Origin of the sequence: Streptomyces sp. NPDC001750 (assembly GCF_042892615.1) — a bacterium.
Taxonomy (GTDB): domain Bacteria; phylum Actinomycetota; class Actinomycetes; order Streptomycetales; family Streptomycetaceae; genus Streptomyces.
On the sequence record NZ_JBIAUE010000016.1, the window covers coordinates 156,635 to 176,752 of the forward strand.

Below are 20,118 nucleotides of genomic sequence, written 5' to 3' on the forward strand. Positions count from 1 at the left end.
TGTCGGGATTGTCCACGTACACCCCGTACGAGGACGGCCCTCCGCCTCGTGACGCACCGCGCCGGACGCCGCGGGCCCCGTCCTTCGGACGGACGACGCCACTCTCGCGACACGCCCTGGGCGGCTTCGTCGACGTGCCGTCCGCTGTCTGCCGTGCGACGCCCGGCGCTCACGCTCGCGGCGTTGTCGGACCGGTCCGCGTACGCCCGGTACCAGGACGATCCTCCGCCTCGCGATCCATGGGGTCTTCCCCGTTCGAGCGAAGCCGGGAACTCGGGGAAGCGCCGGACGCCGTACGGCCCGGCCCCCCGGCCGTACGGCGGCACTTCGAGGACACGGCCCAGGAGGAAGCCCGGCCCCGCCGGGACGGAGGCCGGGGCCCACTGGGAGCGAACGATGTCCGGCAGCCCGCCGCGGGGCTGCCGGACACCGGCATGCCGTCGGGGTGGCGGTGGTCGTGGCGATGTGCGGCCGGGCGGTGTCCATGGGGGAGGATCCCGGGGAGGACCAAGCGCTTGCTCGGCCGGAGGGCTTGTGCGCGGAGCGGTGCGTTCTTAGCATCATCGCTGTTACATCAGTTGTGTCATACCGCTGGGGGCCCGATGGCGACGACCGGGTACGGATCACACGGCCCATTGACGGGCGTGCGCGTCCTGGAGCTCGCGGGCATCGGGCCCGGGCCGTTCGCCGCGATGCTCCTGGCCGATCTGGGGGCCGACGTCGTCCGCGTGGACCGGCCCGGCGGCCCGGGGCTCGGCATCGACCCCGCGTACGACCTGACCAACCGCAACAAGCGGTCCGTCATCGTCGATCTCAAGGCCCCGGACGGGCCCGGGACGGTGCTCGACCTGGCCGCGCGCGCCGACATCCTGATCGAGGGGTACCGGCCGGGCGTCGCCGAACGACTCGGGGTCGGCCCGGACGCAGCGCTCGCCCGCAATCCGAAACTCGTCTACGGACGGATGACGGGCTGGGGGCAGGAGGGTCCGCTCGCCGAACGAGCCGGGCACGACATCGCCTACATCGCCCTCACCGGCACCCTCTCCCTGATCGGCAGGCCCGGTGAGCCGCCCGCCGTCCCGGCCAACCTGGTCGGCGACTACGCGGGCGGCTCGCTCTATCTCGTGGTCGGTGTCCTCGCCGCGCTCCAGCACGCCCGTACCCCCGGCGGCCGGGGCCAGGTCGTGGACGCGGCGATCGTGGACGGCGCCGCCCACCTCGCCACGATGATCCACGGCATGCTGGCGGCGGGCGGCTGGCAGGACCGGCGTGGCTCCAACCTCCTGGACGGCGGCTGCCCCTTCTACGGCACGTACGAGACCGCCGATGGCGAGTACATGGCGGTCGGCCCCCTGGAGCAGCGGTTCTACGACGAGTTCAGCACGCTGCTCGGCATCGACGGGGAGGCCCCGGACCGGTCGGACGTCACGCGCTGGGACGAACTGCGTGCCCTCGTCGCCGATCGGTTCCGGGCCCGCACCCGCGCGGAATGGACCGAGGTGTTCGCGGGCACCGACGCCTGCGTCGCACCCGTCCTCTCGCTCCGCGAGGCCCCGCACCATCCGCACCTGGCCGCCCGCTCCACCTTCGTCGAGCACGAGGGCCTCACCCAGCCGGCCCCCGCGCCCCGCTTCTCCGCCACCCCCGTCGCCGTACACCGCGGGCCCGCGCGGCCCGGCGCGGACACCGGGGCCGTCGCCGCCGACTGGGACGTCCCCGGGCTCGGCGGGGGCGGGGGCGCGCCCCCGGCCTGACGGGACCGACGACACCCCGGCCCCGGCGGAGCCGGACGGCCCGGCCGAACCACGACCACCACCGGCCCCAGGAGGCCCGCAGTGCAGCGGCAGATCTTCACCGAAGAGCACGACGCGTTCCGCGAGACCGTCCGCACCTTCCTCGACAAGGAGGTGCTCCCGCACTACGAACAGTGGGAGAAGGACGGCATCGTCTCCCGCGAGGTGTGGCGGGCGGCCGGACGGCAGGGGCTGCTCGGCCTCGCCGTGCCCGAGGAGTACGGCGGCGGCGGCACCACCGACTACCGCTACAGCGCCGTCCTCGCCGAGGAGTTCACCCGGGCCGGAGCCCCCGGCCTCGCCCTCGGACTGCACAACGACATCGTGGGCCCCTACCTCACCGGCCTGGCCACCGACGAACAGAAGCGGCGCTGGCTGCCCGGCTTCTGCAGCGGCGAGACCGTCACCGCCATCGCCATGACCGAACCCGGGGCGGGCTCCGACCTCCAGGGCATCCGCACCACCGCCGAGGACAAGGGCGACCACTGGCTGCTCAACGGGTCGAAGACGTTCATCTCCAACGGCATCCTCGCCGACCTCGTGGTCGTCGTCGCGAAGACCACCCCCGAAGGCGGTGCGAAGGGCCTCTCGCTGATCGTCGTGGAGCGTGGTGCCGATGGCTTCGAACGGGGCCGCAACCTCGAAAAGATCGGGCAGAAGTCCCAGGACACCGCCGAACTCTTCTTCAACGACGTCCGCGTCCCCAAGGAGAACCTGCTCGGTGAACGCGACGGCGCGTTCATCCATCTGATGACCAACCTGGCCCAGGAGCGGCTGGGCATAGCGGTCGCCGGGATCGCCGCCGCCGAACATCTGCTGGAGATCACGACCCGGTACGTCAAGGAGCGCGAGGCGTTCGGCCGGCCGCTCTCCAAGCTCCAGCACATCCGGTTCGAGATCGCCGAGATGGCCACCGAATGCGCCGTCACCCGCACCTTCGTCGACCGGTGCGTCGTCGACCACTCCGACGGCGGGCTCGATGCCGTGCATGCCTCGATGGCCAAGTGGTGGGCCACCGAACTCCAGAAGCGCGTCGCCGACCGCTGCCTCCAACTCCACGGCGGTTACGGCTACATGGCCGAGTACCCGGTCGCCAGAGCGTTCACCGACGGTCGCATCCAGACCATCTACGGCGGCACCACCGAGATCATGAAGGAGATCATCGGCCGGTCGCTGCTCGCCTGACCCGCCCCGTCCGACCTCCCGAAGACCTCCCGACGGCCTCCCGGCCGCCCCTCGGTCCCCGTCGACCGACCACCCTCGAAAGGCTGCTGAATTGAGCACCGAAGCGTACGTCTACGACGCGATCCGCACCCCGCGCGGCCGCGGCAAGGCCGATGGAGCCCTGCACGGCACCAAGCCGATCGACCTCGTCGTCGGCCTCATCCACGAGATCCGCGCCCGCTTCCCCGGCCTGGACCCGGCGGCCGTCGACGACATCGTCCTCGGCGTGGTCAGCCCGCTCGGCGACCAGGGCTCCGACATCGCCCGCATCGCCGCCATCGCCGCCGGACTCCCGGACACCGTCGCGGGCGTCCAGGAGAACCGGTTCTGCGCCTCGGGCCTGGAAGCCGTCAACCTGGCCGCAGCCAAGGTCCGCTCCGGCTGGGAGGACCTCGTCCTCGCGGGCGGTGTCGAGTCGATGTCCCGCGTCCCGATGGGCTCCGACGGCGGCGCCTGGGCCATGGACCCGATGACCAGCTTCCGGACCGGCTTCGCCCCGCAGGGCATCGGAGCCGACCTCATCGCCACCATCGAGGGCTTCTCCCGGCGCGATGTCGACGAGTTCGCCGCGCTCTCCCAGGAACGCGCCGCCGAGGCGTGGAAGGAGGGCCGGTTCGCGCGCTCCGTCGTCCCCGTCAAGGACCGCAACGGTCTCGTCGTCCTCGACCACGACGAGCACATGCGGCCCGGCACCACCGCCGACACGCTCGCCGGCCTCAAGCCGTCCTTCGCCACGATCGGCGAGGCGGGAGGCTTCGACGCGGTCGCGCTGCAGAAGTACCACTGGGTCGAGAAGATCGAGCACGTCCACCACGCGGGCAACTCCTCCGGCATCGTCGACGGCGCCGCGCTCGTCGCGATCGGCAACAAGGAGGTCGGCGAGCGGTACGGGCTCACGCCACGCGCCCGGATCGTCTCCGCCGCCGTCTCCGGCTCCGAACCCACCATCATGCTGACCGGTCCCGCGCCCGCCACCCGCAAGGCCCTCGCCAAGGCCGGACTCACCATCGACGACATCGACCTCGTCGAGATCAACGAGGCGTTCGCCGGTGTCGTCCTGCGCTTCGCCCGGGACATGGACCTCTCCCTCGACCGGATCAACGTCAACGGCGGGGCCATCGCGATGGGCCACCCGCTCGGTGCCACCGGCGCGATGATCCTCGGCACCCTCGTCGACGAACTGGAGCGCCGCGACCGGCGGTACGGGCTCGCCACCCTGTGCGTCGGGGGAGGCATGGGCATCGCCACCGTCGTCGAACGTCTCTGACCGTCCCCGGCCACCCCTGCTTACGGAGAAGAAACCGCAATGACCGAGAGCACGACCATCCGCTGGGAACAGGACGAGACCGGCGTCGTCACCCTGGTGCTGGATGACCCCGACCAGTCGGCCAACACGATGAACCGGGCGTTCATGGACTCCATCGCCGCCGTCGCGGACCGCGCCGAGGCCGAGAAGGACTCCATCCGCGGCATCATCTACACCTCCGCGAAGAAGACTTTCTTCGCGGGCGGCGACCTCAAGGAAATGATCAAGGTCCGTCCCGAGGACGCCCAGCGGGCGTTCGACACCGGCACCGCCATCAAGAACGCGCTGCGCCGCATCGAGACCCTCGGCAAGCCCGTCGTCGCCGCCATCAACGGTGCGGCGCTCGGCGGCGGCTACGAGATCGCGCTCGCCGCCCACCACCGCGTCGCCCTCGACGCCCCCGGCTCCCGGATCGGCCTGCCCGAGGTCACTCTCGGTCTGCTGCCCGCGGGCGGCGGTGTCACCCGCACCGTACGCCTCATGGGGATCACCGACGCGCTGCTGAAGGTCCTCCTCCAGGGCACCCAGTACACCCCGCGGCGCGCCCTGGAGAACGGTCTCGTCCACGAGGTCGCCACCACCCGCGAGGAGATGCTCGACAAGGCCCGTGCCTTCATCGACACCCATCCCGAGTCCCAGCAGCCCTGGGACGTCAAGGGGTACAGGATCCCCGGCGGCACCCCGTCGCACCCGAAGTTCGCCGCGAACCTCCCCGCCTTCCCTGCCAACCTGAAGAAGCAGCTCGCGGGCGCCCCGATGCCCGCGCCCCGCAACATCCTGGCCGCCGCGGTCGAGGGCTCACAGGTCGACTTCGAGACCGCGCTGACCATCGAGGCCCGCTACTTCACCGAACTGGTCACCGGCCAGGTCGCCAAGAACATGATCCAGGCGTTCTTCTTCGACCTCCAGGCCGTCAACTCCGGCGCCAGCCGCCCCAAGGACGTCGAGGAACGAAAGGTCCGCAGGGTCGCCGTCCTCGGCGCCGGGATGATGGGCGCCGGCATCGCCTACTCCTGCGCGCGCGCAGGCATCGACGTCGTCCTCAAGGACGTCTCCGCCGAGGCCGCCGCCAAGGGCAAGGCGTACAGCGAGAAGCTCCTCGACAAGGCGCTCTCCCGGGGCCGCACCACCGAGGCGAAGCGCGACGAGCTGCTGGCCCGCATCACCCCGACCGCCGACCCGGCCGACCTGGCGGGCTGCGACGCCGTCATCGAGGCCGTCTTCGAGGACACCGCGCTCAAGCACCGGGTGTTCCAGGAGATCCAGGACGTCGTCGCACCGGACGCCCTGCTCTGCTCCAACACCTCGACCCTGCCCATCACCGTCCTCGCCGAAGGCGTCGAGCGCCCCGCCGACTTCGTCGGGCTGCACTTCTTCTCGCCCGTGGACAAGATGCCGCTGGTCGAGATCATCAAGGGCGAGAAGACCGGCGACGAGGCCCTGGCCCGCGCCTTCGACCTGGTCCGGCAGATCAGGAAGACCCCGATCGTCGTCAACGACTCCCGCGGCTTCTTCACCTCGCGCGTCATCGGACAGTTCATCAACGAGGGCGTCGCCATGGTCGGCGAGGGTGTCGAACCGGCGTCGATCGAGCAGGCGGCCGCGCAGTCCGGCTACCCGGCGAAGGTCCTGTCCCTGATGGACGAGCTGACCCTCACCCTGCCCCGCAGGATCCGTGACGAGACGAGGCGGGCCGTCGAGGAGGCCGGCGGCACCTGGGACGCGCACCCGGCGGACACCGTGATCGACCGCATGGTCGACGAGTTCGGGCGCCCCGGGCGCAGTGGCGGCGCGGGCTTCTACGAGTACGACGAGAACGGCGGGCGCATCCGCCTGTGGCCCGGACTGCGGGAGCACTTCGGCCGCTGTGCCGACCCGGCCGCGGGTGGGTCCGACGCCCGTCCCGGCACCGACGTCCCCTTCGTCGACATGCAGGAGAGGATGCTGTTCTCCGAGGCGCTGGACAGCGTCCGCTGCCTGGAGGAGAACGTCCTCACCTCCGTCGCCGACGCCAACATCGGCTCCATCATGGGCATCGGCTTCCCGCCGTGGACCGGTGGAGTGCTCCAGTACATCAACGGGTACGACGGCGGCCTGCCCGGCTTCGTGGCCCGCGCCCGGGAACTCGCCGAACGATACGGCGACCGCTTCCTGCCGCCCGCGCTGCTCGTGGAGAAGGCCGAGAGGGGCGAGACCTTCCACGACTGACCCGCCGCGGCGGATCCCGCCCCCCGCGGGCCGCGTTCACTCCGCCGTGAACGCGGCCCGCAGCTCCTCCTTCAACGACCGCTGGAACGCGGTCACGAGCGCCTGGATCACCATCGGCTGCATGTGGGAGGACAGCGACTTCATCGCCGCCACGTGCTCCGGATCCGACTCCCGCTCCCGGTACGGGCCCCACACCTCGTCCCGGAACAGCCGGGTCAGCTCCTGCGCGGCGGACCGGGAGTGCTCCAGCAGCACCGTCCGCGCGGCCAGGATCGTCTCGTGCGCGATCGGCACCCCGAGCAGTTCGACCCCGAGCCTCAGCAGCCCCGGGTCCACCCGGTACCCGCCGTCGACCGGCTCCGCGCGCTCCAGCACCCCCATCGCCGCCAGCCGCGCGATGTCCTGTTCGTTCAGCGCCCGGCCCGCCCGGCGCTCCAGCTCCGCGCGCGTCGCGTCCTCCGCCGAGTCCGGCGCCCACGACGCCACCAGCGCCCGGTGGATCGCCAGGTCCTGGGCACTGAGGTCGGGCGGCAGTTGTTCCAGGTAGCGCTCGATCGCGGCCAGCGTCATGCCCTGGTGCTGGAGCTCCTCGATGAGCGCGAGCCGGGACAGGTGCTCGGCCCCGTAGCGCCCGACCCGGCGCGGCCCGATCACCGGGGGCGGCAACAGCCCCCGGGTGCTGTAGAAACGTACGGTGCGCACGGTGACACCGGCGCGGGCCGCCAGCTCGTCGACGGTGAGCGTCGTCGGATCCTCGGCCCCGGTCGCCATGTCTGCTCCTCGTACTCCGGCCCGGCGGTGAACGGCCGAACCCGCCCGCAACGGTTCAACAGTATTGCTGTCTCACCATCTTTGTGAAAGTGCCCGGTGGCCGTGTGGCGGGTGGTGCGCGGGCCCGCGGCGCTCCCGCCGCCCCGTGTGCCATGTCGGTGCCGGCCCGTATGGTGCCCCCATGTCGGAGATCACGTACATCAGGGGCGACGCCACCGCGCCGCAGGGCAGCGGCGTCAAACTGATCGCGCACGTCTGCAACGACCTCGGCGGCTGGGGCAAGGGCTTCGTCCTGGCGGTCTCGCGCCGCTGGCCCGAACCGGAGGCGGCCTACCGCCGCTGGCACCGGGAGCGGGCGGGCAACGACTTCGCGCTCGGCGCCGCGCAGTTCGTCCAGGTGAGCCCGTACATATGGGTGGCGAACATGGTGGGCCAGCGGGGGATGCGCAGGGGCAGCAAGGGAGTTCCGGTGCGCTACGAGGCGATCGACACGGCGCTGGGGGTAGTGGCCGACCGGGCGATCGCACTGGGGGCGTCGGTCCACATGCCCCGGATCGGCTGCGGGCTGGCGGGCGGCACATGGTCCAGGGTCGAACCGCTGCTGGAGAACCGCCTGCTGAGCCGGGGGCTGGCGGTCACGGTGTACGACCACGACTGAGCCACCGGGCCCGGCCGGTGGCGCGGCCCCGTTGCGGCGGGGGCGGGTGCCGTGCGGCGGCCGGTTCAGCGCTCGGGGCGCAGACCGAGGACGATCGGCCAGTCGTCCCCGTCGGCGGCCACGCCGTCGGGCGCGCGGTCCGGGCCCGCGGTGAACACCGCGGTCAGCGGAGGCGCCAGCGCGTACCGCTCGGGGTCCACCACGCACTCCGCGCGCAGGACCATCGCCGCCTCGGGGTCGACCGCAGACCGGTCGGGAAAGGCCGCCGCGTCCACGTCGACCTGGCCCAGCGCGAACGGGTACACGGCGACGGCGACCTCCAGGCGGTCGCCGTCCAGTACGTGCTCGACCCAGCCGTCGGTCGGCAGCAGGTGGAAGGCCCCGTCGCCCTCGTAGCAGTAGTCGCCCAGCCGTGCGACGGCGCGCTCGCCGGGCGTGCCGTCCGGGTCGACGACGAGCGTCACGACGGGCACGTCCGGCTCGTCGGGATTCACACCGGAACGAACGAGGAGCCGGGCCACGGGACGACCTCCGAAGACGGGTGCGGCGTACGAGCCCTCAGTAGAACACGGCGGTCCGGGCGCGGGGCCGGTGGCCGGGGCCACGGCCCGTCAGGCGAGGTTCGGGGCTCGGTCGCGGAGTGTTGTCGGGCTGTCCTTCGTCATCGCTCTGATCTTCCAGCAGGGATATGTGGGCCTGCCGGTGGCCATGGGCGCGGGCCCGTGTTCCGGGACGCTTTCCCGCGGCGGGGGAGCAGCAGCGGGGTGGCCAGCAGGAGCACTCCGGCCAGCGCGATCGCGGTGCGGGCGCCGACGACGGCGGCGAGCAGACCCCACAGGGCGGTCAGGACCGCGATGACGCCGCTGCTGCTGACCGACCACGCGGACAGGGTGCGGGCGACCCGGTCGGGGGCCGCGTGGTCGAGCCGGTAGGTGGCCAGCACCGGATTGAACAGCCCGCAGCAGGTCACCAGGCCGAGTTGGACGCCGATGACGAGCACGATCCCGGGGGCGCCGGGCTGGACGAAGGCCAGGCCGACCGGCCAGACGGCACGCAGCGTCCCAGCGGTGAGGAGCACCCCGCGCCGCCCGAAGCGGGCCACGAGCCGGGGCGCCAGACGCGAGCCGACGAGGCCACCGACGCACGGGGCCGCGAACACCAGTCCGTACTGCCAGGGGGCGAACCCGAGGCGGCCCAGCAGCAGTACGGCGAGCACCGGCTCGGTGGCCATGATCAGGCCGTTGACCACGATCGTGTTGAAGAACAGCGGGCGCAGCACGGGATGGCCGAGGATGTGCCGCCAGCCCTCGACCAGATCGCCCGCTCGCGGGCGTGGCGCCCCGCCCCGCGCGACGTGCGGTTCCGTCCCGCCGATGGCGCGGATGCCGAGCGCCGAGAGCAGATGGCTGACCGCGTCGGCGACCATGGTCACCATCGGGCCGAACAGCCCGATCGCGGCCCCGCCGAGCGGTGGTCCGACCACGGTCGCGGTCCACGTCGTGGATTCGAGCCGGCTGTTCGCGACGAGCAGGTCCGCCCGCGGCACGAGCACTCTCAGATACGCGCCGACGGCCGCGTTGAACGCGATGCCGGACGCCGCGACGACGACGGAGACGACGAGGAGCTGGGCGAAGCCGAGCAGGCCGAGCGCGAACGCGACGGGGACGCTCAGCAGCGCCGCGAACCGGGTCAGGTCCATCGCCACCATGACGGGACGCTTGCGGCGGAACTCCACCCACGGACCCAGCGGCACGGCGACCACCGCCCCGACGGCCCGGCCCGCCGCGGACAGCGCCGCCACCTGGGTCGGATCGGAGTGCAGCACGAGAACCGCGATCAGGGAGAACGCCCCGAAGCCGAACCCCGAACCGTACGAGCTCACGGCGTACGCCGCCCACAGCCACCCGAAGCGCCGCCCCAGCGCCCTCCCGCGCACCATGCCCCCATGCCTCCCGTCGATCCGCACAACCGGACGTTGACGACCGGAATCCAAGCGGGAGACGAACGAGGAGATCAAACAACCGGGGAGCTCGAAGGCACAACCGAAGGTTGTGCCTTCCATGACCGGCGTGGATCCCCGAGCCGTGCGCACCGTCGCGGACGCGGGGCGGTTCCGGCACGCCCTACGCGTCGACGGCCCGTGCCCGTGGCATGTGCGTCCGGGAGGGGGCCACCCCCGGGCATGGGACCGCATACTGGTTCGTACCGGGACCGGGCGCCCCAGCCGTACGCCCGGCCGACCGCCGGGAGCACCGTATGAGTACTTCGCCGGCACGCGGCGTCGAGCCCGCCGCCGCGCCGCACGACCCCCTCCCTCCGCCGCCCGGGGGCGTGCTCTGGAGCATCTCCGGGGACGTCCGCGCCCTGCTGATGCTGCCCGCCGCCCTCACTCTCCAGGTCGCCCATCCGGCGGTCGGCGCGGGCGTCGACGAGCACTCCGTCTTCCGCACGGACCCGTGGGGACGCGGTGAGAGGTCCCTGCGCTCGCTCCAGCTCTGGGTGTACGGGGGAGAGGAGGCCGCCGAGGAGGGGCGCAGGCTCCGCCGGCTGCACCGGACCATCCAGGGAATCGACAGCCGGGGCCGTCGCTACCACGCGCTGTCGCCCGCCACCTATGCGTGGGTGCACGCCACCGGCTTCCCCGTGTACCGGCATGCCGCGCGCTACCTGCTGCGGCCGTTCACCGAGGCGCAGGAACGGGCCCTGTACCGGGAATGGCTCCAGGTGGGCAGGGTTCTGGGCATCCACGACCGGGACATGCCACAGACGATCGAGGAGTTCTGGCCGTACTTCCGCAAGACGCTCGACGAGGAGATCGAGCGGACCGTCGTCGTCGACGATCTGCTCGCGACCGACCGGCCCGTACCGCCGCCGGACCGGGGGCCGTTGCCGCTGCGGCCGGCGCTCCGGGCGCTGTGGCCGGTGCTGTTCCCGCCACTGGCCCGGTTCCGCCGCTTCGTCACCATCGGCCTGATGCCGCCGGAGGCGCGGGAGGCGATCGGTCTGGAGTGGACGGACGCCCAGGAGCGGAGACTGCGGCGGCTGGGCGCGGTGGTGCGGCGCGTCGTGCCCGTACTCCCCGAGAGGCTGCGCTATCTGCCGTACGCGCGCCGGGCACGGGCGGCGCACCGGGCGACCGCGCGCGGTGACCGGGCACATCTCGGACAGCGGGCCGGCGCGCCGCATCGGCCGACCTGATCACGGGCCGGTCCGGTCCGTTCCGTGCGCGGATTCCGTCGCCCACCGGGAGGAAGAGGGCGACGGAACCCGGAGCACGGGTCGGGCGGCCGGACGGGCCGTCAGCGGTGGTCGTGGACCGTGTTCGTGGCGGCGATCTTCTTCCACGACGCGGGCCGCTCGGCCTTCGTGGGAGCCTGCGCCAGGCGCGTCCCGGACGGGGCCCCGGGCCGCGACGGCTGGTAGAGCCACGTGTCGAAGAAGACGGCGAGGGGCGTGCCCGAGACCCGTTCGGCGTAGGCCACGAAGTCGCCCACGGACGCGTTCCCGTACGCGTGCTCGGCGGGCCAGCCCTTGAGCAGTTCGAAGAACGTCTCGTCGCCCAGCTTGTCGCGCAGCGCCTGGAGGGCCAGCGCCCCGCGGTCGTAGACGGCTCCGTGGAACTGGTCGTCGGGGCCCGGGTCTCCCGGCTTCACGGTCCAGAAGGGATCGTCCGCGGGGTGCAGGGCATAGGTGTAGTCGGCCAGTTCCCGCGCGGTGCCCTCGCCCTCCTTCTCCGACCACAGCCACTGGCTGTACCGGGCGAAGCCCTCGTTGATCCAGATGTCCTTCCAGCCCTTGACGGACACGCTGTCGCCGTACCACTGGTGCGCCAGTTCGTGGACGACCACCGAGACGTTGGAACCGTTCGCGAACTGCTTCGGGCTGTAGAACGGCCTGGTCTGCGTCTCCAGCGCGAATCCGCTCGTCACGTTGGGGGAGTAGCCGCCGAGCGCGTCGAACGGGTACGGACCGAACACCTCCGTCAGCCACTCGGCGACCTCGGCGGTCCGCTCGATGCTGGCGCGCGCCGCACCGGCGTTGGCGCCGAGGTCCTTGCTGTACGCGTTGACGACCGGCAGCCCGTCCGCCGTGGTGTCCGTGGTGATGTCGAACTTCCCGATCGCCAGCGTCGTCAGGTACGTGGCCTGCGGCTTGGTGGAGCGCCAGTTGAAGCGGGTCCAGCCGAGCTTCGAACTCCGTGACTGGAGCGTTCCGTTGCTGATCGCCTGGGTGCCGTCCGGCACCGAGACCGAGATGTCGTACGTCGCCTTGTCCAGCGGGTGGTCGTTGCTGGGGTACCACCAGACGGCCGACTCCGGCTCCTGCGCGGCCACCGCGCCGTCCGGTGTACGGACCCAGGACGTCCAGCCGTCGACCTTCGCCTCGGACGGCTTCCCGGCGTACCGCACGACCACCGAGACGGCCCTGTCCTTCGCCAGCGGCGACGCCGGGGTGATCTCCAGCTCCTGTCCGCCGCTCCTGGCGAACGCGGCCTTCTTGCCGTTCACCCGCACCTCGGACACGTCCAGCGCGAAGTCCAGGTTGAAGCGGGACAGCGCCTGCGTGGTCGTGGCGAGGATCGTCGCCGTGCCCTCCAGCAGGTCGGTGGCGGGCTGGTACTTCAGCCGCAGGTCGTAGTGGGACACGTCGTAGCCGCCGTTGCCGCTGGCCGGGTAGTAGGGGTCGCCGATGCCCGGGGCGCCTACGGTTCCCCCGGCGGCCGAGGCCGGGATCGCCAGCAACAGGGAGGCCGCGAGGGCGCCGGGGACGATGAGTCTGCGGTGCACGAATGCTCCAAGTCGTCGGTTCGGACGGGTTTCTGAGCCCTTGCCAGGACCCTACGCAGGGACCTTCCTGTTAGTCATGTCCATGGTCGCCGTTGTCACACGTTCGCCATTCCGCCGACATGGCGGCCCGGAGGCGTCCCGGCCCGGTCACGCCGCGCCGATCACCGATCGCCCTCTGTCGCGGGGGAGTTGACCGGCGGTACCTTCCGCCCATGCCGATTCGTGCGCGGGGCACCCGCTTGACGTACCGATCGCTGGTGGTGGCGGCCCTCGCCGCCCTGACGACCACGCTGCTCGCACCGGCGGGCGCACAGGGCGCCGAGGCCGGCGCCGCCACGAGCCGGGAGGCCGGACCGTCCGCCGACGGACACCCGCGGAGCGGACCGCCGGTGAGCAGGCCCGTCCACTCGTACGAGAACGCCGTCCGCGAGTCCGTCTGGGTCGACACCGGACTCGACGGCGACGAGGACGGAAGGAACGACCGCGTCGCCGTCGACATCGTCCGGCCCCGCGAACCCGCCCGGCAGGGCCGCGGGGTCCCCGTCATCATGGACGCCAGCCCCTACTACTCCTGCTGCGGCAGGGGCAACGAGAGCCAGCTCAAGACGTACGACGCCGGCGGCAGGCCCGTGCAGTTCCCGCTGTACTACGACAACTACTTCGTGCCGCGCGGCTACGCCTTCGTCGCCGTCGACCTGGCCGGCACCAACCGCTCCGACGGCTGCGTCGACGTCGGCGGCCCCTCCGACGGCACCTCCGCCAAGGCCGTCATCGACTGGCTGAACGGCCGCGCCCGCGGCTACACCACCCGCACCGGCCAGCGGCCTGCCACGGCCGACTGGTCCAACGGCCGCACCGGGATGATCGGCAAGAGTTACGACGGCACCGTCGCCAACGCCGTCGCGGCGACCGGGGTGGACGGACTGCGGACCATCGTCCCGATCGGCGCCATCTCCTCCTGGTACGACTACTACTTCTCCCAGGGCGCGCCGCTGCACGACGGCGGACCGGACCGGCTCGCCGACGGGGTGGAGAGCCCCGAGGCGCGCGCCCGGTGCGCCGCCGTCCAGCACCGGCTCGTCGAAGGGGCGCCCCGCACCGGGGACCGGACCCGGCTGTGGGCCGAACGCGACTACGTGAAGGACGCCCGCAAGGTACGGGCCAGCGTCTTCGCGGTGCACGGCATGCAGGACCTCAACGTCCGCACCAAGCACTTCGGTCAGTGGTGGGACGCGCTCGCGGCCCGGGGCGTGGAACGCAGGATCTGGCTGTCGCAGACCGGGCACGTCGACCCCTTCGACTTCCGGCGGGCCGAGTGGGTCGACACGCTGCACCGCTGGTTCGACCACTACCTCCTCGGTTACGACAACGGCGTCGAACGCGAACCGATGGCCGACATCGAACGCAGTCCCGGCCAGTGGTCCACCGACCGGGTCTGGCCGCCGCGCACCACCCACGCCGTCACCGTGCGCCCCGGCCCCGGAACGGCGCCCGGCGTCGGCACCCTGGGGGTGCGGCCCGCCCGCCCCGGCGCCACCGAGACGTTCACCGACGACCCCGCGCTGAACGAGCTGGAATGGGCCGCCGACGCGGACCGCCCCACGGCCGCCAAGGCCGCCTTCCGTACCCCGCCGCTCTCCCGGGACCTGCGGCTGTCCGGATCGCCCACGGTGACCGTCACCGCCACCCCGACCACGTCGAGTGCCCATCTCTCCGCCGTCCTCGTGGACCTCGGCCCCGACACCATCCGCGACTACGGCGCGTCCGGAGAAGGCATCACCACGCTCCCCGGACGCACCTGCTGGGGTGCGAGCACCGCCGGGGACAGCGCCTGCTTCAAGGAGACCCGGGCCGAGACGGCCACCGTCGACCGGACCGTGTTCAGCCGGGGCTGGGCCGACCTCGGCACCCACACCTCCGCCGGGCACGGCCGCCCGCTCACCCCGGGCCGGGCCCACACGATCACCCTCCGCCTCGCCGCCACCGACCACGTCGTCCCGGCCGGACACCGCCTCGCCCTGATCGTGGCCGGAACCGACCGGGGCCTCATCGAGCCGCCGGACTCCACCCCCACGCTCACCCTCGACCTGGCCCGTACGTACGCGACGCTCCCGCTCGCCGGCGGCACCGCCGGCCTCGGGGCCGTCCCGTAGTGCTGTGACCGGGAAGGTTTGCCGGGTGGCTCGCGGCGTCCGGTGCGGTGCATCGCAAGGCGGAACATCGTCCGCGTACTGGACGTACGCGGGTGATGCGACAACACCGCGAGGTGCCGTGCCGGGCGTCGCGAGCCGGTGGACCTTCCCGGTCACAGCACTAGCCCGCGGATCCATCACGGATCGCAGGACAGCCCTCGTACGCGCCACCGCGGGTCCCGACCCGTGGCAGCCACCCCCCGCAGCCCGCCCCGAAGGCGTGACGCCACGGCGTCCCGCCGGCCGCACCCAGGGAGGAAGCCGCCCATGACACCCCGTACACCGACCGCGCGCCGACTCGGCCGCCGACACCTGGCCCTGGCCGCCGCCGCGGCCCTGCTCGCCTCGCCCCTGGCCGCCGTCCCCGCGGCGGCCGCCCCGAGCGCCCCGGCCGTCCCGCCCCGCACCGGATTCGAGACCAGCGGCGGGGCCCGGTGGACGAGCCAGGCGGAGGAGCAGTCCTTCCTGGCCGCCGTCGACCGCGACAGCGACCGGGTCTCCGTCGAACGGATCGGCACCACGCGGCAGGGCCGCCCGCTCCAGCTCGTCCGGATCGGGAACCACCGCCCCACGGCCCACACGATGCTGCTGATCTGCAGCCAGCACGGCAACGAACCCTCCGGCCGCGAGGCATGCCTGACCACCGCCCGCGATCTGGCCCACGCCCGGGACCGGCGGACCCGCGCCTTCCTCTCCCGCACCACCGTCCTCGTCGTGCCCACCGCCAACCCCGACGGGCGCGCCGTCGACACGCGCGGCAACTCCGACGGCGTCGACATCAACCGCGACCACATCGCGCTGCGGACCGCCGAGGCCCGCGCCATGGCCGCCGTCATCCGCGACCACGAGCCGGACGTGATCTCGCGGCCGAACGACGGCAGTGTCGAGGACAGCCCTTTAGGATCGTCATCCTGATGACTGCCACACTCGTCGCCAAGGACCTCACCGCCGCGCACGGCGACCGCACCCTCTTCGCCGGGCTCGACCTCGTCGTCGCGCCCGGCGACGTGATCGGTCTCGTCGGAGTCAACGGCGCCGGCAAATCGACCCTGCTCCGGCTGCTCGCCGGGCTCGACCGGCCGGAGCGGGGGGAGCTGCGGCTCTCGCCGCCCACCGCCACCGTCGGCCACCTCCCGCAGGAGCCGGAGCGGCGTCCGGGCGAGACCGTGCGGGAGTTCCTGGCCCGCCGCACCGGCGTCGCCGACGCCCAGCGGGCGATGGACGAGGCGACACAGGGCCTCGTCGACGGGGCGCCCGGCGCCGACGACGCGTACGCCGAGACGCTCGAACGCTGGCTGGCGCTCGGCGGCGCCGACCTCGACGAGCGCGCCGAGGAGGTCGCCGCGGACCTGGGTCTCGCCGTCGGCCTCGACCTGCCGATGGCCGCGCTCTCCGGCGGCCAGGCGGCCCGCGCCGGCCTGGCATCCCTGCTGCTCTCCCGCTACGACGTCTTCCTGCTCGACGAACCCACCAACGACCTCGACCTCGACGGCCTGCAACGGCTCGAACGCTACGTCTCCGGTCTGCGCGCGGGCACGGTCGTCATCAGCCACGACCGCGAGTTCCTGACGCGCACGGTCACCAAGGTCCTCGAACTCGACCTCGCCCAGCAGGCGATCAACCTGTACGGCGGCGGATACGCGGCCTACCTGGAGGAGCGCGAACGGGCCCGCAGGCACGCCCGTGAGGAGTACGAGGAGTACGCCGACAAGCGCGCCGCCCTGGAGGACCGCGCCCACACACAGCGCACCTGGATGGACAAGGGCGTGAAGAACGCCCGGCGCAAGGCCGGCGACAACGACAAGATCGGCCGCAAGTTCCGCAGCGAGGCGAGCGAGAAGCAGGCGGCGAAGGCCCGGCAGACCCAGCGCATGATCGAACGGCTCGACGTCGTCGAGGAGCCGCGCAAGGAATGGGAACTGCGGATGGAGATCGCAGCCGCGCCCCGGTCCGGCTCGGTCGTCGCGACCCTGCGCGAAGCACGCGTGGCACGGGGCGACTTCGTCCTCGGCCCGGTGTCCCTCCAGATCGACTGGGCGGACCGGGTCGCGATCACCGGTGCCAACGGGGCGGGCAAGTCCACCCTCCTCGCCGCCCTCCTCGGACGCCTCCCGCTGGACTCCGGGCACGCGACGCTCGGCTCGGGCGTGGTGGTCGGCGAGGTCGACCAGGCGCGCAAGCTGTTCCACGGCACGGAGTCGTTGCTGGACGCGTTCTGCGCCGCCGTACCCGACAGCGAACCGGCCGAGGTCCGCACGCTGCTCGCCAAGTTCGGTCTGCGCGCGGACCATGTGCTGCGCCCCGCGACGACCCTCTCGCCGGGGGAGCGCACCAGGGCCGCGCTCGCCCTCCTCCAGGGCCGGGGCGTCAACCTCCTCGTACTCGACGAGCCGACGAACCACCTCGACCTGCCTGCCATCGAACAGCTGGAATCGGCGCTGGACTCCTACCCGGGCACGCTGCTCCTCGTCACGCACGACCGGCGGATGCTGGAGGCGGTGCGGACGACACGGCGCATCGAGGTGGTGGACGGCAGGGTGAAGGAACTCTGACCGTCCGGCCCCGGGGCCGCCGTTCCCGACCCCACTCCGGCGGGCCCGGGCGGCGGGCCGGGGCGGGGGCGGGAGCGCGCAGGACCGCGCGCCCCGCCCCTGCCCGGGGCATCAGCGCTTGCGGCCGCCGTCCCGGTCCGGACCGGTCAGCCCGGCCCGCCGCAGGGCGTCCGCCATCGCGCTGTTCACCGGCGCCGGCGCCGGGCGGGCGGAGCCGCCACCGCGCCGGTCGCGGTCCTGACCGCCCTGACGCGGGCGCGGCGGCCGGGCACCCTGGCCGCCCCGCTCGCCGCGCTCCCGCCGGGACCCGCCGCCCTGACCGGACGCCCCCGCCTCGTCGTCGAGCCGCAGCGTCAACGAGATCCGCTTCCGCGGAATGTCGACGTCCATGACCTTGACCTTGACGATGTCGCCCGGCTTCACGACGTCCCGCGGGTCCTTCACGAACGTCCGCGACATCGCCGACACGTGCACCAGACCGTCCTGGTGCACCCCGATGTCCACGAACGCGCCGAACGCCGCGACATTGGTGACGACACCCTCCAGCACCATGCCGGACGCCAGGTCGCCGATCTTCTCGACGCCCTCCTTGAAGGTGGCCGTCCTGAACGCGGGCCGCGGGTCGCGCCCCGGCTTCTCCAGCTCCTTCAGGATGTCGGTGACCGTCGGCAGACCGAACTTCTCGTCCACGAAGTCGTCGGCACGCAACGACCGCAGCATCCCCGTGTTGCCGATCAGCGAGGCCACTTCACCGCCCGTCCGCTTCGCCATCGCCCGCACCACCGGGTACGCCTCCGGGTGCACGCTCGACGCGTCCAGCGGGTCGTCGCCCCGGATGCGCAGGAAGCCCGCGCACTGCTCGTACGCCTTCGGGCCCAGCCGCGCCACGTCCTTGAGCGCCCTGCGCGACCGGAAGGGCCCGTTCGCGTCACGGTGCGCGACGATGTTCTCCGCAAGCCCCGCGCCGATCCCCGAGACCCGCGAAAGCAGCGGCGCCGAGGCGGTGTTGACGTCCACACCGACACCGTTCACACAGTCCTCGACGACCGCGTCCAGCGACCGCGACAGCTTCACCTCGGACAGGTCGTGCTGGTACTGGCCGACCCCGATCGACTTCGGGTCGATCTTCACCAGCTCCGCGAGCGGGTCCTGGAGGCGCCGCGCGATCGACACCGCGCCGCGCAACGACACGTCCATGTCGGGGAGTTCCTGCGAGGCGAAGGCCGAGGCCGAGTACACCGACGCGCCCGCCTCGGACACCATCACCTTCGTGAGCTTCAACTCCGGGTGCTTCTCGATCAGTTCACCGGCGAGCTTGTCGGTCTCGCGGGAGGCCGTGCCGTTGCCGATCGCGATCAGCTCGACGTCGTGCGCCCGCGCCAGCTGCTCCAGCCGTGCCAGCGCCTGGTCCCACCTGTTCGCGGGGACGTGCGGGTGGATGACGTCCGTGGCGACGACCTTGCCGGTCGCGTCGACGACCGCGACCTTCACGCCCGTACGGAAACCGGGGTCGAGCCCCAGCGTGGCGCGCGTCCCGGCCGGTGCGGCGAGCAGCAGGTCGCGCAGGTTCGACGCGAAGACCCGCACCGCCTCGTCCTCCGCCGCCGTGCGCAGCCGCAGCCGCAGGTCGATGCCGAGGTGCACCAGGATCCTGGTCCGCCAGGCCCAGCGCACGGTCTCGCCCAGCCACTTGTCGCCCGGGCGGCCCTGGTCGCTCACTCCGAAGCGCCGGGCGACGACGCCCTCGTACGACGACGGTCCGGGCGTGTCCGAGGGCTCCTCCGGCTCCATGACCAGATCGAGCATGTCCTCCTTCTCGCCCCGCAGCATCGCGAGCACCCGGTGCGAGGGCAGTTCGGTGAACGGCTCGGCGAAGTCGAAGTAGTCGGCGAACTTCGCGCCCGCCTCCTCCTTGCCCTCGCGTACCTTCGCCGCCAGCCGGCCACGCGTCCACATCCGCTCGCGCAGCTCGCCGATCAGGTCGGCGTCCTCCGAGAACCGCTCGGTGAGAATGGCGCGGGCGCCCTCCAGCGCGGCGGCCGGGTCCGCGACGCCCTTGTCCGCGTCGACGAAGGCGGCGGCAGCGGCGAGCGGCTGCACCGACGGGTCACCGAGCAGCCCGTCGGCGAGTGGTTCGAGTCCCGCCTCGCGGGCGATCTGCGCCTTGGTGCGCCGCTTGGGCTTGAACGGCAGGTAGATGTCCTCGAGGCGCGCCTTGGTGTCGGCGGCCCTGATCCGGGCCTCCAGCTCCTCGTCCAGCTTGCCCTGCTCGCGCACCGAGTCGAGGATCGCCGTCCGGCGGTCCTCCAGCTCCCGCAGGTACCGCAGCCGCTCCTCAAGGGTGCGCAGCTGCGCGTCGTCGAGCATCTCGGTCGCTTCCTTGCGGTAGCGCGCGATGAACGGCACGGTCGATCCGCCGTCGAGCAGCTCGACGGCCGCCTTCACCTGCCGCTCGCGTACGCCGAGCTTCTCGGCGATCCTGCCTTCGATGGACGTCGTCACGGTTCTACCGACTCGCCTTCTCGTACGGGCTGTACTGGTCGCACGGACTGTGCTCACGGGGCCGGGCCCCTTCGTCTGCATTGTGCCGGGTGGCCGGGTGCCGTGTCGCCCGGCCACCCCCGACG

13 protein-coding genes and 1 pseudogene are annotated in these 20,118 nt (G+C 72.5%); 9 read left to right on the plus strand and 5 right to left on the minus strand.

The window, feature by feature from the left end; translation table 11 throughout:
* The first annotated feature begins 602 nt into the window (after nucleotides 1-602).
* The 4 genes from ACFYY6_RS24085 to ACFYY6_RS24100 all read left to right on the plus strand — a co-directional run bounded on the left by ACFYY6_RS24085 (nucleotide 603) and on the right by ACFYY6_RS24100 (nucleotide 6,531).
* The gene (locus ACFYY6_RS24085) at nucleotides 603-1,754 is read left to right on the plus strand and encodes a CaiB/BaiF CoA-transferase family protein (RefSeq protein WP_351519961.1); all 1,152 of its coding nucleotides are present in this window, start codon (nucleotides 603-605) and stop codon (nucleotides 1,752-1,754) included.
* Between the two features lie 81 nt (nucleotides 1,755-1,835).
* Entirely contained in the window at nucleotides 1,836-2,978 is a 1,143-nt protein-coding gene (locus ACFYY6_RS24090; RefSeq protein ID WP_351519960.1) for an acyl-CoA dehydrogenase family protein, read from the plus strand.
* Between the two features lie 91 nt (nucleotides 2,979-3,069).
* Nucleotides 3,070-4,284 (plus strand): acetyl-CoA C-acetyltransferase, encoded by a 1,215-nt coding sequence (locus tag ACFYY6_RS24095; RefSeq protein WP_351519959.1) that lies wholly within the window; start codon nucleotides 3,070-3,072, stop codon nucleotides 4,282-4,284.
* A gap of 39 nt (nucleotides 4,285-4,323) precedes the next feature.
* Nucleotides 4,324-6,531 (plus strand): 3-hydroxyacyl-CoA dehydrogenase NAD-binding domain-containing protein, encoded by a 2,208-nt coding sequence (locus ACFYY6_RS24100; RefSeq protein ID WP_389195054.1) that lies wholly within the window; start codon nucleotides 4,324-4,326, stop codon nucleotides 6,529-6,531.
* Between the two features lie 36 nt (nucleotides 6,532-6,567).
* Here ACFYY6_RS24100 and ACFYY6_RS24105 read toward each other — a convergent pair whose 3' ends face one another.
* The gene (locus tag ACFYY6_RS24105; RefSeq protein ID WP_351630081.1) at nucleotides 6,568-7,302 is read right to left on the minus strand and encodes a MerR family transcriptional regulator; all 735 of its coding nucleotides are present in this window, start codon (nucleotides 7,300-7,302) and stop codon (nucleotides 6,568-6,570) included.
* Nucleotides 7,303-7,483: 181 nt separating this feature from the next.
* Between ACFYY6_RS24105 and ACFYY6_RS24110 the strand changes: the two genes are divergently transcribed.
* Nucleotides 7,484-7,960 carry a macro domain-containing protein gene (locus ACFYY6_RS24110; RefSeq protein ID WP_351519953.1) on the plus strand — a complete coding sequence of 159 codons (477 nt, stop codon included), beginning with the start codon at nucleotides 7,484-7,486 and terminating at the stop codon, nucleotides 7,958-7,960.
* A gap of 65 nt (nucleotides 7,961-8,025) precedes the next feature.
* Here ACFYY6_RS24110 and ACFYY6_RS24115 read toward each other — a convergent pair whose 3' ends face one another.
* The gene (locus ACFYY6_RS24115; protein ID WP_351519952.1) at nucleotides 8,026-8,454 is read right to left on the minus strand and encodes a hypothetical protein; all 429 of its coding nucleotides are present in this window, start codon (nucleotides 8,452-8,454) and stop codon (nucleotides 8,026-8,028) included.
* A gap of 167 nt (nucleotides 8,455-8,621) precedes the next feature.
* Nucleotides 8,622-9,899: an MFS transporter gene (locus tag ACFYY6_RS24120; protein ID WP_351519951.1), complete on the minus strand. Its 1,278-nt coding sequence runs from the start codon at nucleotides 9,897-9,899 to the stop codon at nucleotides 8,622-8,624.
* 317 nt (nucleotides 9,900-10,216) lie between these two features.
* On the opposite strand from ACFYY6_RS24120, the gene ACFYY6_RS24125 reads away from it, so the two are divergent.
* Nucleotides 10,217-11,158 (plus strand): oxygenase MpaB family protein, encoded by a 942-nt coding sequence (locus ACFYY6_RS24125; protein ID WP_351519949.1) that lies wholly within the window; start codon nucleotides 10,217-10,219, stop codon nucleotides 11,156-11,158.
* A 101-nt stretch (nucleotides 11,159-11,259) separates the two neighbouring features.
* On the opposite strand, the gene ACFYY6_RS24130 is transcribed toward ACFYY6_RS24125, so the two are convergent.
* On the minus strand, nucleotides 11,260-12,747 hold the full coding sequence (locus ACFYY6_RS24130) for a M1 family metallopeptidase (RefSeq protein WP_351519948.1): 1,488 nt from the start codon (nucleotides 12,745-12,747) through the stop codon (nucleotides 11,260-11,262).
* A gap of 212 nt (nucleotides 12,748-12,959) precedes the next feature.
* Here ACFYY6_RS24130 and ACFYY6_RS24135 point away from each other — a divergent pair, with 212 nt between their 5' ends.
* The 3 genes and pseudogenes from ACFYY6_RS24135 (at nucleotide 12,960) to ACFYY6_RS24145 (ending at nucleotide 17,491) form a co-directional block, all read left to right on the plus strand.
* Nucleotides 12,960-14,900 carry a Xaa-Pro dipeptidyl-peptidase gene (locus ACFYY6_RS24135; protein ID WP_389195058.1) on the plus strand — a complete coding sequence of 647 codons (1,941 nt, stop codon included), beginning with the start codon at nucleotides 12,960-12,962 and terminating at the stop codon, nucleotides 14,898-14,900.
* Between the two features lie 306 nt (nucleotides 14,901-15,206).
* Nucleotides 15,207-15,800, plus strand: a pseudogene (locus ACFYY6_RS24140) (M14 family zinc carboxypeptidase); the annotation flags it as partial.
* A gap of 53 nt (nucleotides 15,801-15,853) precedes the next feature.
* Complete coding sequence (locus ACFYY6_RS24145) at nucleotides 15,854-17,491, plus strand: ABC-F family ATP-binding cassette domain-containing protein (RefSeq protein WP_351519944.1); 1,638 nt, start codon at nucleotides 15,854-15,856, stop codon at nucleotides 17,489-17,491.
* 111 nt (nucleotides 17,492-17,602) lie between these two features.
* On the opposite strand, the gene ACFYY6_RS24150 is transcribed toward ACFYY6_RS24145, so the two are convergent.
* The gene (locus tag ACFYY6_RS24150; RefSeq protein ID WP_389195062.1) at nucleotides 17,603-19,993 is read right to left on the minus strand and encodes a Tex family protein; all 2,391 of its coding nucleotides are present in this window, start codon (nucleotides 19,991-19,993) and stop codon (nucleotides 17,603-17,605) included.
* Nucleotides 19,994-20,118 lie beyond the last annotated feature (125 nt).